General features: G+C 42.3%; 18 protein-coding genes (2 of these 18 running past the window's edge). 11 read left to right on the plus strand and 7 right to left on the minus strand.

The genetic code is table 11. The annotated features are described in order from the left end of the window. From ppsA to CIT02_RS09770, 3 genes are all read left to right on the plus strand, one after another. Positions 1-1,277: the 3' portion of a phosphoenolpyruvate synthase gene (ppsA, locus tag CIT02_RS09760; protein ID WP_292611989.1), read on the plus strand. Its footprint begins 1,018 nt before the window's first position; the window shows 1,277 of its 2,295 coding nt (coding positions 1,019-2,295); its start codon lies off the left edge, out of view; it ends in the stop codon at positions 1,275-1,277. A gap of 72 nt (positions 1,278-1,349) precedes the next feature. Beyond that, positions 1,350-2,501: a tyrosine decarboxylase MfnA gene (mfnA, locus tag CIT02_RS09765; protein WP_292611991.1), complete on the plus strand. Its 1,152-nt coding sequence runs from the start codon at positions 1,350-1,352 to the stop codon at positions 2,499-2,501. 5 nt (positions 2,502-2,506) lie between these two features. Beyond that, positions 2,507-3,010, plus strand: coding sequence for a fumarate hydratase C-terminal domain-containing protein (locus CIT02_RS09770; protein WP_292611993.1), 504 nt, complete (start codon positions 2,507-2,509; stop codon positions 3,008-3,010). Between the two features lie 60 nt (positions 3,011-3,070). On the opposite strand, the gene upp is transcribed toward CIT02_RS09770, so the two are convergent. Next, complete coding sequence (upp, locus tag CIT02_RS09775; protein WP_292611995.1) at positions 3,071-3,706, minus strand: uracil phosphoribosyltransferase; 636 nt, start codon at positions 3,704-3,706, stop codon at positions 3,071-3,073. A 137-nt stretch (positions 3,707-3,843) separates the two neighbouring features. Here upp and CIT02_RS09780 point away from each other — a divergent pair, with 137 nt between their 5' ends. Beyond that, positions 3,844-4,896 (plus strand): sorbosone dehydrogenase family protein, encoded by a 1,053-nt coding sequence (locus CIT02_RS09780; RefSeq protein ID WP_292611997.1) that lies wholly within the window; start codon positions 3,844-3,846, stop codon positions 4,894-4,896. 27 nt (positions 4,897-4,923) lie between these two features. Here the strand turns inward: CIT02_RS09780 and CIT02_RS09785 are convergent, their stop codons facing one another. Genes CIT02_RS09785 through CIT02_RS09795 form a run of 3 tightly spaced genes read right to left on the minus strand, consistent with a single transcriptional unit; the run spans position 4,924 to position 6,795 of the window. Further along, positions 4,924-5,505: a tRNA (cytidine(56)-2'-O)-methyltransferase gene (locus CIT02_RS09785; RefSeq protein WP_292611999.1), complete on the minus strand. Its 582-nt coding sequence runs from the start codon at positions 5,503-5,505 to the stop codon at positions 4,924-4,926. Continuing rightward, positions 5,505-6,344: an adenosylcobinamide-GDP ribazoletransferase gene (cobS, locus tag CIT02_RS09790; RefSeq protein ID WP_292612001.1), complete on the minus strand. Its 840-nt coding sequence runs from the start codon at positions 6,342-6,344 to the stop codon at positions 5,505-5,507. Before cobS ends, CIT02_RS09785 begins: the two co-directional genes overlap by 1 nt. Before the next feature lie 4 nt (positions 6,345-6,348). Further along, positions 6,349-6,795: a phosphatidylglycerophosphatase A gene (locus CIT02_RS09795; protein ID WP_292612003.1), complete on the minus strand. Its 447-nt coding sequence runs from the start codon at positions 6,793-6,795 to the stop codon at positions 6,349-6,351. 320 nt (positions 6,796-7,115) lie between these two features. Here CIT02_RS09795 and CIT02_RS09800 point away from each other — a divergent pair, with 320 nt between their 5' ends. Next, complete coding sequence (locus tag CIT02_RS09800) at positions 7,116-7,619, plus strand: MJ1244 family protein (protein WP_292614961.1); 504 nt, start codon at positions 7,116-7,118, stop codon at positions 7,617-7,619. After that, positions 7,620-7,799 (plus strand): hypothetical protein, encoded by a 180-nt coding sequence (locus CIT02_RS09805; RefSeq protein ID WP_048072451.1) that lies wholly within the window; start codon positions 7,620-7,622, stop codon positions 7,797-7,799. A gap of 97 nt (positions 7,800-7,896) precedes the next feature. On the opposite strand, the gene CIT02_RS09810 is transcribed toward CIT02_RS09805, so the two are convergent. Then, the gene (locus CIT02_RS09810; RefSeq protein WP_048072450.1) at positions 7,897-8,340 is read right to left on the minus strand and encodes an Hsp20/alpha crystallin family protein; all 444 of its coding nucleotides are present in this window, start codon (positions 8,338-8,340) and stop codon (positions 7,897-7,899) included. 277 nt (positions 8,341-8,617) lie between these two features. Here CIT02_RS09810 and larC point away from each other — a divergent pair, with 277 nt between their 5' ends. The 3 genes from larC to queC all read left to right on the plus strand — a co-directional run bounded on the left by larC (position 8,618) and on the right by queC (position 12,170). Continuing rightward, on the plus strand, positions 8,618-9,808 hold the full coding sequence (gene larC / locus CIT02_RS09815; protein ID WP_292612006.1) for a nickel pincer cofactor biosynthesis protein LarC: 1,191 nt from the start codon (positions 8,618-8,620) through the stop codon (positions 9,806-9,808). 314 nt (positions 9,809-10,122) lie between these two features. Continuing rightward, positions 10,123-11,286: a hypothetical protein gene (locus CIT02_RS09820; RefSeq protein WP_292612008.1), complete on the plus strand. Its 1,164-nt coding sequence runs from the start codon at positions 10,123-10,125 to the stop codon at positions 11,284-11,286. 197 nt (positions 11,287-11,483) lie between these two features. Beyond that, the gene (queC, locus tag CIT02_RS09825; RefSeq protein ID WP_292612010.1) at positions 11,484-12,170 is read left to right on the plus strand and encodes a 7-cyano-7-deazaguanine synthase QueC; all 687 of its coding nucleotides are present in this window, start codon (positions 11,484-11,486) and stop codon (positions 12,168-12,170) included. A gap of 26 nt (positions 12,171-12,196) precedes the next feature. Here the strand turns inward: queC and CIT02_RS09830 are convergent, their stop codons facing one another. Next, positions 12,197-12,511, minus strand: a complete 315-nt coding sequence (locus CIT02_RS09830) for a hypothetical protein (protein ID WP_292612012.1) — start codon at positions 12,509-12,511, stop codon at positions 12,197-12,199. A 198-nt stretch (positions 12,512-12,709) separates the two neighbouring features. Here CIT02_RS09830 and CIT02_RS09835 point away from each other — a divergent pair, with 198 nt between their 5' ends. Then, complete coding sequence (locus tag CIT02_RS09835) at positions 12,710-13,342, plus strand: V4R domain-containing protein (RefSeq protein WP_292612014.1); 633 nt, start codon at positions 12,710-12,712, stop codon at positions 13,340-13,342. A 34-nt stretch (positions 13,343-13,376) separates the two neighbouring features. Further along, a complete protein-coding gene (locus tag CIT02_RS09840; RefSeq protein ID WP_292612016.1) occupies positions 13,377-13,751 on the plus strand; it encodes a roadblock/LC7 domain-containing protein in 375 nt (124 codons plus the stop codon). 224 nt (positions 13,752-13,975) lie between these two features. On the opposite strand, the gene oadA is transcribed toward CIT02_RS09840, so the two are convergent. Further along, positions 13,976-15,000, minus strand: the 3' portion of a protein-coding gene (gene oadA / locus CIT02_RS09845; protein WP_292612019.1) for a sodium-extruding oxaloacetate decarboxylase subunit alpha. It continues 694 nt past the right edge of the window; the window shows 1,025 of its 1,719 coding nt (coding positions 695-1,719); its start codon lies beyond the right edge, outside the window; it ends in the stop codon at positions 13,976-13,978.

Genomic DNA, 15,000 nt, shown 5'->3' on the forward strand with positions numbered 1-15,000 from the left:
AAGGACTGGGTGCCAGTCCCGGTATGGCGGCTGGATCTGTTAAAATCATAAAAACCACCGATGAACTGGACAAAGTTCAGGAAGGAGACATCCTGGTTACAGTGATGACCACTCCGGACATGGTACCGGCCATGAAACGGGCCAATGGAATAATCACCGATGAAGGTGGTGTAACCTGTCACGCCGCCATTGTATCCCGTGAACTGGGCATACCCTGTGTGGTAGGAACTGGAGATGCCACATCCATACTGCCTGAAAACAGCCAGGTAACCCTGGATGGTAATAAGGGTATAGTTTGGGAAGGCCTACTGGTGGAAACTGCCAAAAAAGAAGAAATAACCACTGCACAACCCAGTGTGGTATTACAGGCACCATTAACAGTTACTGAAGTTAAAGTTAACGTGAGCATGTCTGAAGCAGCTAAAAAAGCCGCTGCAACTGGAGCAGATGGAGTGGGACTACTTCGAACCGAGCACATGATGCTCACCACTGGAGTGCACCCCAAAAAGTACATTCAGGAGGGTAACGAAGCAGAACTGGTTAAAGTACTGGTGGAAAACATCCTGAAAGTGGCTGACACCTTCTATCCCAAAACAGTATGGTACCGAACCCTGGACGCACCCACCGATGAATTCCAATCCTTAGATGGTGGGGAAGACGAACCCTACGAACACAATCCCATGCTGGGATGGAGAGGAATCCGCCGGGAACTGGATGAACCAGAAATATTGCTGGCAGAATTTAAGGCCATTAAAAAACTCCACGAACAGGGATACACCAACATAGGAATCATGTTACCATTGGTGCAGCACCCTGACGAGTTAAAAGAGGCTAAAAAGATCGCCAGACAAGCTGGTCTTAAACCCCAGAAGAACATTGAATTCGGGATCATGGTGGAAACACCTGCGGCCGCACTGACCATTGAAGACTTCATCGCCGAAGGTATTGACTTCGTGAGTTTCGGAACCAACGATTTAACCCAGTACACCCTGGCTATCGACCGGAACAATGAAAATGTGGCGGATCTCTACACTGAAAGTCACCCTGCAGTTTTAAAACTCATTGAACGGGTTATAATTGAGTGTAACAAGGCCGGAGTCAAAACCAGTATCTGCGGACAGGCGGGAAGTATGCCGGCTATTGTGGAAAAACTGGTGGAACTGGGAATAACATCTGTTTCAGCTAACACCGATGCCGTGGCCACAGTACGCGAAACCGTGGCCCGGGTGGAGCAGAAACTCCTCCTCAAAGCAGCCCGGAAGATGATGCAGGAATAAAAATCCTTTATTTTTTTATTTTAAACCTTTAATTTATTTTAAAATATATTATTATTTTTTAAGGGATTGAAAATGGAAGACAAGGGAATACCCAAGGAGCAGATATACCAAATGCTCCGGAAATACAAAGAAAAGGATCTCACCCATCGCTCCGGCAGAATACTGGGATCCATGTGCACCTGTCCCCACCCGGTGGGAGTTAAGGCCTACGCCATGTTTTTAGAATCAAACCTGGGGGATCCTGGATTATTTCCCGGGACAAAAGCCCTGGAAGATGAAGTTATTAACATGTTGGGCCAGTTACTGGGAAAAGAAGATGTCTATGGTCATATCATAACTGGTGGAACAGAAGCAAACCTCATGGCTATGAGGGCAGCCCGTAACCTTAAAAATGTGGAAAATCCCGAGATCATTGTCCCTAAATCTGCACACTTTTCCTTTAAAAAGGCAGCCGACATGTTATGCCTGGATCTGAAAATGGCAGAGCTGGATGAGGATTACCGTATGGATATTTCATCGGTGGAAAACCTGATTTGTGACAACACCGTGGCCATTGTGGGAGTGGCCGGAACTACGGAACTGGGAAAAATAGACCCCATCGAGGATCTTTCCCGGATCTGTCAGGAACAGGATATTCATCTGCACGTTGATGCTGCTTTTGGTGGCTATATCATACCCTTCTTAAAAGAATCAGGATATGATTTACCTGAATTTGATTTCAAACTGCCCGGGGTTTCTTCAATAACCATTGATCCCCATAAAATGGGACTGGCTCCCATACCCACCGGGGGAATTCTTTTCAGGGAACGTAAGCACCTGGAGGCCATGGCCATCGAAACACCCTACCTCACCGAAGATCTCCAATCTACAGTGGTGGGCACTCGAACTGGGGCAGCAACCGCAGCCACCTGGGCACTCTTAAAACACTTGGGCCGAGAAGGATACCGGGAAGTTGCCACCAGCTGCATGGATATCACTCATAAACTGGCGGAAGGTATTAAAGAAGCGGGCTTTGAACTGGTGACCGAACCAGAACTGAACATAGTACCCTTCCGTTCCCCGGAAATAACTGTTGAAGAACTGGCCCGGAGACTGGAAGATAAAGGTTGGGCGGTGTCCCTGGCCACCTATCCCCGATCAATAAGGGTTATAGTAATGCCCCATTTGAAAGCAGAACACATAAACGACTTCTTAAGAGACCTGGAAACCATTACCGGGGATTAATTTCTATGGAAAAAGTTAAAGAGTTAAAAACTCCCCTTACTATTGGGGATATAGAAAACCTGCAGGTGGGTGATCGCATCATTCTAACTGGTCAAATATTAACCGGTAGAGATGCTGCACTCCCCCGCCTGGTAAAACTCATAGAAAAAGGAGAAAGCCCGGTTATTGTTGAGGGGGCAGCCATCATGCATACCGCCGTAAGTCCGGCAGGGATCGCACCAACCAGCAGCAACAAAACGGAAATAGAAGGTAGTATTCCCCCACTATCGGAAGCAGGGGTTAAAATGCATATTGGCAAGGGAGCACTATCACCACAAACACAGGAAGCACTGGAAAAACAGGGATCAATTTTTGTGGTCACTCCCCCTGCTGCAGCCCTTCTCACCAGCAAGATGACCTCTTCAGAAGTGATAGCATTCTCTGAAGAGGGTATTGAGGCTTTACATGGGTTAAAAGTCAAGGATTTTCCGGGGATAGTGGCTGTAGCCCATGGAATGTCGATTTATTAATTATTTATTAGTTTTAATGTTTTTTTTATAGGACAATCAATTATCTGTTCTGGTTTTCCTTCAGGGTTCTGGCTTCCCAAAGGCCTTGTCCCCGGCATCACCCAACCCGGGAACGATATAACCGTCAGAGTTGAGTTCACGGTCCACGGCACAGGTGTATATCTCCACTTCGGGATGTTCCCGTTCCACCAGATCTATACCCTGCCGGGATGCTATTACATTTAACAAGACCACTCTTCGGGGGCTGCCCTTTTCCTGAATCCGGTTTAAAATAGCGTTCATTGTATGGCCAGTGGCCAGCATAGGGTCGGCAATGACCACAATTCGATTATCAACTGGTGGTAGTCTGAAATAGCTGATATCCACTGGAAATGGTGGTTCATCCCGGCGGGAGGCACCCACCACCCCGTACTGGGCATTCCTGAAAACCCTCATTATCCCCTCCACTAGGGGGATAGCTGCCCTTAAAACACTCACCACTACAATATCATCTTTATCTTTAATTTTAACTCCATCTGCAATTCCTAAAGGAGTTTGCACAGTAATCTTCTCCTTCTCCATGGTGTTGGCTAGTTCATAGGCCAGCCAGCGACCAATCTCAATGATTCCACCCCGGAAGTGGATGCCATCGATTCCTTCCCTCCGGATAAGAGTGAGTTTTTCCTGTACCAGCAAGTGGTCAACTAATTTTATCATGGACTTAACCTCAAATCCTATTTTTTTTAACTTATTGAATGGGTCCTGAATATAATTTAAAGACCAATGTATTATAATGTGCTTCTTTTTGAAAAAATTCATCTTACTTGAAAAATATAATAAAATAGGGTTAGACTATGAGAATAAAAATACTGGCAATTGCTTCTATTTCTCTGATTTTAATAGTCATCTTTCTGGTTTTCATCTTTTTGGCTCCTCAAAACAATAATGAAACCAGTTACACCACGGAAATTCTGGCTGAAAACCTGGAGGTCCCCTGGGCTATTGACTTTTTGCCGGACGATGGGGTGATTTTCACCCAGAGGGGTGGAAAAGTTAGTATTCTGGATGGAAATAATTCTATCAAAACCGTGGGACAGGTTAATGTAACTCAAGATAGTGAATCCGGATTTCTGGGAATCGCTGTAGACCCTAACTTCAATTCAACCCATCATTTTTATGTTTATTACTCTTTAGGGGATTACAATCGCATATCTCGCTTCAAACTGGAAGGAGACCAGATAACCAATGAAACAGTTATCCTGGATAAGATACCGGCAGCAGCCATCCATGATGGGGGTAGACTGAAGTTCGGACCCGATGGTAAACTTTATGCAACCACTGGTGACTCAGCCAATCCCAGCCTGGCCCAAGATACCAGTTCCCTAGCGGGTAAAATACTGCGCCTCAACCCCGACGGTACTGTACCTTCTGACAACCCCTTTGGTAACTACGTTTATAGCTACGGGCACCGCAATCCCCAGGGAATAACTTGGGGTCCTTCTGGGATAATGTACGCCTCTGAACACGGGCAAAACAAAAATGATGAGATTAACATTATCACCCGGGGTGGAGACTATGGTTGGCCCATTTATGAGGGCAACAACACAGCCACCGGTTATATAAAGCCCATGAGGGCTTACACGGAATTAACACTTGCTCCTTCAGGGATAGCCTATTACCGGGGAGCTCTCTATGTTGCTGGTTTAAGGGGAACTCAACTGAGAAAACTCACTCTTTCTACTGATGGACAGACAATTATGGGAGAAAAAGCAACCTTAACTCAACTGGGGAGGATCCGAGAGGCTGTTGAACACAATGGATATCTTTACATCACCACCTCCAACCGTGATGGTCGGGGAGTGCCCCAGAATGGTGATGATAAAATAATCCGAATTAAAATGACCTGAAAAGATTAATAGGGGGGATGTTATTTTTTACTCATCTTCAGTAACCTTTTTTTCATCCAAACTATCACTTTTATCTTCCCTGCTCTTCATCACCACATTTTTACCCTTGGCTGAGGGTATAACCTTCATATCTCCATCTTCAAACTCCATATCCAGTTCTTTGCCATCGTAGAGCATGTGGAGGAATATGGCCAGGGATGAAACCTCGGAGTGGGGTTGAGTAGTCACGGAAACGTTCCAATCAGCTTCCTGGTACACTTTACTGGGGACCCGGGAACCTCCTACCACCACCAGTTTATCGCGGGGTGAACTCCTGATTTGGGGGGTTACATCCTGTACCTGTTCTCCGTACATGGTGAGGTGAACTATTTCTCCTCCTTTATTTTTCCATTCCTCCAGTAGATTTCCCCAGTTCTTACGGTATTCAACCTGGAAATCACCACCCCAACGCTTAACCACGTCTTGAACGTTTTCCATAAGCTTTTTATCGTGATCTCCACTTAAAAAAACGCCGGATGCTCCTAGTGCACGTGCAGTAAGGCAAACATGAGTGGTGATTCGGGCATCACGCACCCGACGATGATCCAGTCGTAAAACTTTAACTTCCATTAATAAACACTTCCTGAAATTAATATAACCATAAATAAAAGGGACATCATCCTTCCCATCTCATTTGATGCTCCCAGAATATCTCCATTAGTCCATTTGAAATTTTTACGGGTGATAAAAACCATTAACAATCCGGAAACAAGACCACCCAGTATTCCAATGATTCCGGTGTAGTTACCGGTGATGTTCATAAAGTTGAAACCTAAAAATCCTAAGATGAGGGTCAAAGCCACGGATCCGGTGAGAAACTTCCAGTCCATGTTATGGATGAAGTACTGACCAGTGCCATCGGGCAGTGGTTGGGAAAAGGTTGCACAACTCACCAAACTGAGTTTGGCTGCAACTTCCGATACGAAGATGGCGGGTAAAATGTAAATTGCAGGTAAGGAGGCAATGGATGTAACTGTAACCAGAGAAACAGTTAAAAGCAGGGCCAGACCCCCGGTACCGATCCGCTTGTCACGCATTATTTCAATCTTCCGCTGGGGGTCTCCATGGGCCATTAGGCCGTCACCAAAATCAACCAGCCCATCCAGGTGATGGAAACCAGTTAAACCAATGGCTAAACTGTAAACCAGTGCTGCTGATAAGAGAGGAGATAGATGTAACCCATAAAGTAGTAGCCAGCCGAACCACCCCGCAATAATTCCAATGAAACCACCTATTATCGGCCAGATAAAGGTGAACCTTGCCATTTCCTGAATGGTGCTGTGAACATTTAGGGGTAGGATGGTGGAGAATGATACCAGGCCCAGAAAACCATGCCCACTGAGGGGAGGTTTAACCTCTTTTTTACCACCATCCTCCGGAGGAATTTCATTAAAACTCTGCGGGGACATTTTTTCATTCCTCAAAAATTTTAGACATACAACCGGCCACCAGACCAGCAAAAACATCATCCAGCATGGGTCCTAAAGTAGCAATGATTCCTGGCTTTGCTTCATCATACCTTTTAAAATTAAAAATTGCCTTAGTACCTGCGATTTGATTGGCAATAGCCATCCCTAAAACTTCATCGGTATAAAGATAGGCCGGATCATCATCTACATCCACACCTTCAATCCGGTGATGAAGTAAATCTTCCTCCACGCGAATTCCCGCTATAATCAGAACTACTACATTTATATCTTCCAGTGACTTCCTGATCTGCTTTTCCAGTCTCAATTCCAACTCTTCATTTTTCTCCACACCAGCCAAAAGTTCCAACCCTGCGTCTACCAGTTGTGGTAATTCAACACCAGCTTCCTGCATAAAATCGTAAATTGACCTGGATTCATTATTATTTTCCATTAAAAACACCCTAATCTATAACATCATGCGCAAATCTTCCCCAGAATTTCCTAAATAAGTGGGGAATGTTATTCTAGTAAGGGGAACCTACTCCTACCTAACTTTCATTTATCTTACTTTGGTTGTGACAGATGTAGTTATTTCTGGTAAATCAGTGTTCCACCTACCCCTCTTTGAACGAATAAATATTTAGATGATTGATGATATAAATAACAGTGGAATTATTAGAAAGTGATAAAAGCAGAATATTGAGCTTAAATAAATCTGATATTCTCAAATAACAGTTTTTGGGGCATTAATATAGGTATGGGGGTGTTATACTGAAAGTCCATCTTAGAGTCTTTGTAGAGGTAGAAAACCTGGGAAAAGCCATGAATGCCCTTGCTGATGCGGGCATTACTGGATTTTACATCCTGGAATATAAAGGAATGTCTCCCCAGGATTGGAAGGGATTCTCCATTAAAGAGGACCCAAAATCAGCCATTGGACTGATCAAGGACTATGCCACCGATGCCGTGCTGGTTTGCAGCGTGGTAGATGAGGAAAAAACGGATGAAATAGTAGAATCCGTAATGCAGGCCCTGGAGGGTGAAAAATATACTATTTTGGAGGTTCCTATCCGCAGAATCATAGTCAGCCACAGTGATTATGAAAAAGAAAGGGCAGAAACATGGTTACTTGAAAAAGAAGTACCCTGTTTCTATTGTGGGGAAAATTCAGTCCAAAGAATAAGAATTGATACCAGCAAGGCTAAAATCTGGTGTACCAACTGTGGTGCAGCCCGTTACTACCTTATAAAAGGAGTGGAAAAGGAGGGGAGATGATTGGCTGTGAAAAAATGGAAACTGAAAAAGGGAGCCAACTGCTACAACTGTGGTGATGCCACCATCCACGATATCGAAGTGGACGAATTCGATATTAAAATAAGATGCCGTGACTGTGGTTTCAGCCGTTATTACTCATTCCACATGGTAGATCTACCCCGTAAATGTGATGTAGATTGAAGATACGAACCCGGAACTAAAACTGGAATTTAAAAATAGAATTAGATGAGAATTAAAAAAAATATCAGGATTTAAAAAAATAATAGGCATTGAATGCCTATTTGATTTCGACTTTGAAACTTTCGGTTTTTTCCTGTTTAGGTATTTCCACCTTGAGGACCCCATTTTCATATTCCGCCTCAGCTTCCTGGGGGATGACCTTTTTGGGGAGTCTTACTGTTCTTCTAACCACTCCTGATTTTCGGTCATGGAGGGTTAAATGGCTTCCCCGGTTGATTTCCTGAGTTATGTCAAAAGCCGCTTTGATACGGACCCTGGTTTCAGTGACATCCAAGTCTATGTCTTCCTTTTTTATACCCGGCAGGTCCACGTGAACAATTACACTATCGTCTGTTTCCAGAATATCCTTTCCCGGGACGAAAGTATAGTCAACAACTGATTTTCCAATGTCTTTGCTGATACTGTCAATGGCTTTAGCCGTATCTTCCATCATCTTCTCAACAAAGCCCTTCTTATCCAAAATAGTACGTTTCTTCTTCATTTATATTCACCTCATTGTTATGAGTACAACCTCGTTTTGAGTCAATTTTATTATACTCCCCCATCAATTATATAAAATTTCCCTAAAACCCACACAAAAAACACAGCAATATATCTAACCAAGGGATACACAATAATAAAATATCTCTAACCAAGGGGTACACACCAAAAAGACCAAGTAAAGATTGGATTAAGGTACCCAATATTCAATTAACATCTTTAAAATATCTGAGCACCGTTGAAGTGTCAGGATGTTATAGTAATGGAGGATTAAACTCATGACCGTAATAATTGACCCGCAACAGGCAGGAATATCTGGTAACATGGTAGTAGGGTCCCTTATAGATATGGGAGCAGATAAAGAATCAGTTGTTGAAGTCATGGAATATTATGGCTCCTATTTTGGCCAGGTTAAGGTGAAGGTAGACCGGGTGGATAAAGCCGGGATCCAGGCCACCTGGGTCAATGTTGAATGTGCAGATCACCAGGCCATAAGTTACCCTAAACTCCTGGAAACTTTAGATGGTATCAAACACGAGAAGGTAACACCTACCATTTTGAATTTTGCTAAAAAAGTTTTCAAAACCATTGCCATAGCAGAATCCCAGGTTCACGGAGTAGCTATGGATAAAATACATTTCCATGAAGTGGGAGCAGCTGATGCCGTGGCTGATATAATAGGGGCCTCTTATGCCTTTCATGAACTGGGATTAAATGGGAAAAAAATTTATGGACTCCCCCCGGCCCTCGGAGGAGGCCGGATAAAAAGTGATCACGGGAATCTCACGGTCCCGGCACCGGCAACAATGGAAATCCTTAAAAATATCCCGGCATTGGGAGGCCCAGTCAGTCAGGAACTAACCACCCCTACTGGGGCAGCTTTAATGGTGAACATGGTTGATGAATTCTCCCAGTTCTATCCTCTGATAACCAATAGCAAAGTGGCCTATGGTGCTGGAAAATTGGAATTGGAATTTCCCAATGTATTACGGATAGTTCTGGGTAACTCTCCCCTCCCCACGGATAAAATTTCCATTTTAGAAACAAATCTGGATGACGTTACCGGGGAAGTGCTGGGGCATACTGTAGACCGACTCATGGAAGAGGGAGCTCTGGATGTTACTATAATTCCCACCATAGCCAAAAAAAACCGGCCCGGACATCTTTTAAGAGTAATCAGTAAATCCCATATGAATAATGTTCTTCTTGAAACTATAATCAGGGAAACAGGAACTCTTGGAGTTAGAACCATTCCTTATGTTCATCGCAACATTGTAAACCGGGAAATAATTCCAGTTGAAGTTGATTTTGACGGAAAAATCAGGACAGTGCGGGTAAAAGTTGCCAAAATTGGTGAAGAAATAGTAAATGTCACCGTTGAATACGAAGATGCTCGTAAAGTTTCAGAAGAGATTCAAGTTCCTCTAAAAGATGTGATAAGGTTTATAAATCAGCAGATACCTTTTTAGCTGTACTTTTTTAAATCTTTACAATTTTTTTTTAGCTGTAACTATAATTGTATTTTTTTTTAATGTATTTTTCATCTACTTTTTCAGCTGATAAATTCCTTTCAATTAAATTAAGGGGAATAATCTCTTTATTTGATTATAAGGGATATTTAGAGTTTTATTTTAAAAATAAAAGTAAGGATAACTTTTATAGTAATAAGAACCTTATGGAATCAATAGGATATGAGTCACATATTACCTAAAAATATGTTTATATGAAACAACAAAAATGTGTACACATTTAAACTAAGAAGGGGTAAAACGGGGTGATATGAATGTCCAATGATGATTTGAGTGAACTGTCCGATGCAGAGGTGGAACAAAAATGCAAGCGGATGGAGAATGAGAAAAAGATTTATGAAGCTCAACAGAAGATTGCTGAGGCTAAAAATGCCTTAAACCCCTCAGAGATGGAAAAGGCGCAGACACTGGCTGAACAGCAAAAAACGATTGCCGAAGCTCAGAAGGCTACTCTGGAAGCTAAATTACCCACATTTGATGTGGAAGCACCGGAAGGCATCATAACTGCCGATAAAAGTGTTAATATTGAGTGCCATATTCTGGCTTACCAGGCCGTCACCCAAATTGTGTCTACCATAAGTGATAAAATCAAAAAGGAATATCCGGAAATTACCGCTGTAGTGATCTGTGATGAAGCGGATATCAACAACTACTTTTCCTATAATATCTTTAAAAGACAGTTGTTGCTTTTAAAAGAGGAATACGAAGGACTTTTTAAATCTAAAACCGAAATTAAAGCAGAAGTTGAAGGGAAGGATATAAGGGCCCTTTCAATTGATCCCATTTCCGGGGCATCAACAATTTTAAGTTCCATTGTTGATTTTGCCTCCCTGTTCAGGACTGACGTGGATATCAAGGGAGTGGATGTGGAAGTGGTTAAGGAGGCGCTAATTGCCGAATTGATCCGATCCCTGAAGCATGAAATAGACCCCATATATCCGCCCTTCATAACCGACATCCCTGACAAATTTTTAACGGAAGTATCACTTTTAAAAAGATGCAAAAGTAAAGCAGACCAGGAAATAGCTGCTTTAAGTGGTGATGCATCCCAGCAGGACTACGTTAAAAACTTAAAGAATTTAAACACGGTTTATGAAAAAATTGAAACTGCTCTGGCTTCGGTTGATGAAAAAACAGGCATCAGTCGCCTGGAAAAACTGATGAAAGGGGAAATTCTGGGTTCACACCTGGAATCTGGTGCTGACATGCTTTACCTGAAAGTAGTGAAAGCTGGGGGTAATAACCAGACCAAAAGAAGGTTCTGGCAAAACGAAATGACTCACAGTGGTGGGGCCATAATTGCCTACTTCCTGATGGATGCCCATGGAAAGGTAAAGGAATCTGAGACTTTAAACTACCTTTTCCCTTACCAACGCTTTGAGAAGGAAGGTGATTTTTATAAGCCTAAACCAGTCTAAATCATGTCAAAACTCTCCTTTGCTCACTTCAGATCTATTCCAACTGTGGCTTAGATATAAATTCACAAACAGTAAAATTCACAAATAGTAATCTAAATGAGTAACCTTAATTTTATAAATCTAGTGAGTAACTTTAATCGTAATAGATTAAGGACTAAAGTTTAAAAAAGTCTAATTATATGTGGAGAATAAGGTCCATGATAAAATCAAAAAAGGCAATATCCGTACTTTCTGGAGGGTTAGACTCCACGGTAGCAACCTCATTACTTGTCAAAGGTTATAAAGTTCATGCATTAACCTTTGATTATGGTCAAAGAAGTGCAAAGATAGAAATCAAATCATCGAAGGCAATATGTGAAGAATTAGGTATGGAACACACCGTTATCAAGCTTCCCTGGCTGGCCCAGCTAGGAGGATCAGTATTAACCAGTAAAGGAGAGGTTCCCCAGTTAAAAATGGATGAACTGGATAATAAAGAAGTATGTGATGAAACTGCCCGGAAGGTCTGGGTCCCTGGTAGAAACGTGGTTTTCACCGCCATAGCCTTATCATTTGCCGAGGCAGAGGGTGCAGAGAAGATAATTGTAGGATGGGACCTGGAGGAAGCAGTGACCTTTCCTGATAATTCTCCAGAATTCTTAGAGACATTTAACCGTGTTCTGGAAATTGGTTCCTGGGATGAAGTGGAGATCGAAGCCCCCTTAATCCAGATGAACAAAGAAGAAATAGTAAAACTGGGAAATGAAATTGAAGCACCAATGAACCTCAGTTATTCCTGTTACCTTGGCGGAGAAAAACATTGTGGGACTTGTGAATCATGCATGAGGCGTAAAAGGGCATTTAAAACTGCAGGTGTGGAAGACAGGACGGAATATGCCATATAATCATCTTCCCTCCCTGTGGCCTTATCCTAGTTTTCCATATCCCTTTTAATTATTTTTAAAGAGTATTCTTGGGATTTGGAGGGATTTTTTTTAATTTCCACTTTATCTCCAGCCTGTAAATTGTTCCAGGGGATGAAATAATGTTCGTGTGGTTTATCTGGGCCCCGGCAAACACAGGGATATGCCTCTAACTGGACATTACTGGCCACACCCTCAAATCTAAGGGTGAAACCTTCTCCCAGTGGTGGGAAAAATGATAACTTATCTTTTAAAACGAATATGATACCATTCTTCGCTTCCTTGGACGATATTTTTCGAGAATAACTCTCTTCCAAACTCATGAACCATCTCTCCTAACAAACTTAAGATCTTTTTACTAACTATAAAATCATGATTATTAACTGTGATAAAACTGGTAGAGATAGATGGGAGTAACCTAACCTTTCTTGGGGGGTTAAGTTTATTTGGTCTATAAAAATAAATAGAAAACACAGGATATCCCAGTTAAGTTCAAGTTATTAAACAGGGTGAGGACTTCAATGAGAAGAGATGAACTGAAAAAGGCCATTGAGTATTATCGTGCCAAGGTTAAAGAGGAGATGGCTGGTGAAAAAAAGATAAATGGCCAATTCATCGGGCCCCGAAATCCCAGAAAAAAGATGGATTTGGATGATATAATCCATCCGAAACGTCTTTTTTTAAGTAAAGATGTTGAAAACGATTTGGACTCTATTTATGTTACTACCTTCCGATTTGGAACATTAAAAAAACCGGTATCAATGGTTAAATGCGGTCATGGTACTGATCTGGTTGGTGGTATGGAATTCGGTTCACAACTGGTGCAAAAAGGGCTCATTAAAAGTGTGAAGGATCTTGCCCCAGTTTTTGCCAAATATAAACTAGGTATTCTGGATATATTTGCGGAAAAAGACGTAAAAAATGGAAAAAAGATAGATATAATGGTTTATGAATGTATTGATTGTGTGGGGTTACCCAACATTGGGGAACCAGTTTGCTACTTCGAAACCGGCATAATTACCGGCATCCTTAAGGAATTGACTCATAAAGAAGTTTTTGCGGAAGAAGTAAGATGCTGGACCAGTGGCTATTCATTCTGCCACTTTTCGGTGGAAATAAACCATGATCCCGAAGGTTCGTTGGAGAGCCAGTGATTTTTCATGATTATATTTTACAATGAGGTTCACTATGGAAACTAAAAAGGAAAAATTAGACGATGTTTTATCATCATTCCTGCAGGTAGGTCAAATAAAGGCCTGTGCCATTGTTTCAAAGGAAGGTCTTCTTATCAGTTCCCGAACTCCACCGGATGTGGATGCTCGCATATTTTCTGCACTTTGTTCCACTATAATGGGGGCTGCCGAAGCTGCTTCCACCCAGATGAAAACTGGTGCTGTTGGTCAAATATCTCTTAAAACAGAGAAAGGTACCATTGTGTTAATACCTGCGGGTTCTAAGGCTATATTCACTGCTTTAACTGAGACCGGAGCTCAAATAGGTTTAATACTTGTTGAAATGGAATCAAAGGCTCAAAAAGTTGAAGAAATACTTTTTGGAACTTAATGGTAATATAAGATAGGATATTGGAGAATAATTTTTTTTACAAATTTATTTTACACCTTTTTTTAAGACATGTTTTTTGCCTTAGGAAACAGAATATTGCATTATATTCTATTTTAAAAGGAATATAAGGTTAAAAAATAGAAATAAGGTACTGTGATCTATTTATTAAAAATATGGATGGATTGGTATTATATTTATTAAAAAAATGGGATTTGATGGTGTATTTATTTAATAACCATCAGGGTATCCCCGGCACCCACAGTATCTCCTTCATCCACGAATATCTCCTGGACAGTTCCGGTCTCGGGGGAGTGGATGTCATTTTCCATTTTCATGGCTTCTAGAACCGCCACCACGTCACCTTCTGAAACTTTGTCTCCTTCTTTCACCTTTAGTTTCAGGATCATTCCCTGCATGGATGAGGTCACACCACCTTCCACTGGACCGGAAGGTTTGGCCATTTCAGAGGCTTCAATTTCCAGATATCCGGTGGGAACCACCTTAACCTGGAAGCTTTCACCATCAACATCCACCTGATACTCTGTGGGTATGGTTGAGGGGGTGGTAGCAGCAGCCTCGGATTTGGGTGGAGCTAGTGGTTCTTCTTCTGTTTCACCCCGGAGGAATTTTGGAGCAACTGCTGGGTAGAGGGCAAAGGTTAGAACATCTTCTTCTTTGTTGATTATTCCCATTTCTTCTCCTTCTTCCTGGAATTTTTCCAGCTCAGGCTCCAGCAGGTCAGCCGGTCTGCAGGATATGGTTTCATCATCCCCAATGATTTTATGGGCAACTTCAGGGTCAATGGGTGCTGGTGGCCTTCCATAGAACCCTTTAAGGTATTCTTTAACTTCTTTGGAAGGATTTTTATACCTTTCCCCGCCAAGAACATTCATAACTGCCTGGATACCCACAATCTGGCTGGTGGGTGTAACTAGTGGAGGGTAACCCAGGTCCTTACGCACCCGTGGCACCTCCGCGAGAACATCTTCGTATCGGTCCAGGGCGTTCTGTTCCTTGAGCTGTGATACGAAGTTGGAAAGCATTCCTCCCGGGATCTGATAGAGTAGCACGTCAGTATCCACTCGTTCCGTAATCGGGTCTATGATTCCACTGTATTTTTCCCGTATTTCCTCAAAATACTTTTTGATCTCATTTAAAAGTTTTAAATCCAATCCAGTGTCACAGGGGGTATTGTTCAAGGCAGCAACCACACTTTCTGTTGGCGGCTGGGATGCACCCCATGCTAAGG

The organism is Methanobacterium sp. BAmetb5, from assembly GCF_003491305.1.
Classification (GTDB): Archaea; Methanobacteriota; Methanobacteria; order Methanobacteriales; family Methanobacteriaceae; genus Methanobacterium.

Coding starts and splice junctions, on each gene's coding strand:
- CIT02_RS09835 (WP_292612014.1), top strand. CDS start 12,710: ATGAGAAGAGATGAACTGAAAAAGGCCATTGAGTATTATCGTGCCAAG.
- larC (WP_292612006.1), top strand. CDS start 8,618: ATGACCGTAATAATTGACCCGCAACAGGCAGGAATATCTGGTAACATG.
- CIT02_RS09840 (WP_292612016.1), top strand. CDS start 13,377: ATGGAAACTAAAAAGGAAAAATTAGACGATGTTTTATCATCATTCCTG.
- CIT02_RS09795 (WP_292612003.1), bottom strand. CDS start 6,795: ATGGAAAATAATAATGAATCCAGGTCAATTTACGATTTTATGCAGGAA.
- queC (WP_292612010.1), top strand. CDS start 11,484: ATGATAAAATCAAAAAAGGCAATATCCGTACTTTCTGGAGGGTTAGAC.
- upp (WP_292611995.1), bottom strand. CDS start 3,706: ATGATAAAATTAGTTGACCACTTGCTGGTACAGGAAAAACTCACTCTT.
- CIT02_RS09780 (WP_292611997.1), top strand. CDS start 3,844: ATGAGAATAAAAATACTGGCAATTGCTTCTATTTCTCTGATTTTAATA.
- cobS (WP_292612001.1), bottom strand. CDS start 6,344: ATGTCCCCGCAGAGTTTTAATGAAATTCCTCCGGAGGATGGTGGTAAA.
- CIT02_RS09770 (WP_292611993.1), top strand. CDS start 2,507: ATGGAAAAAGTTAAAGAGTTAAAAACTCCCCTTACTATTGGGGATATA.
- CIT02_RS09830 (WP_292612012.1), bottom strand. CDS start 12,511: ATGAGTTTGGAAGAGAGTTATTCTCGAAAAATATCGTCCAAGGAAGCG.
- CIT02_RS09810 (WP_048072450.1), bottom strand. CDS start 8,340: ATGAAGAAGAAACGTACTATTTTGGATAAGAAGGGCTTTGTTGAGAAG.
- mfnA (WP_292611991.1), top strand. CDS start 1,350: ATGGAAGACAAGGGAATACCCAAGGAGCAGATATACCAAATGCTCCGG.
- CIT02_RS09820 (WP_292612008.1), top strand. CDS start 10,123: ATGTCCAATGATGATTTGAGTGAACTGTCCGATGCAGAGGTGGAACAA.
- CIT02_RS09785 (WP_292611999.1), bottom strand. CDS start 5,505: ATGGAAGTTAAAGTTTTACGACTGGATCATCGTCGGGTGCGTGATGCC.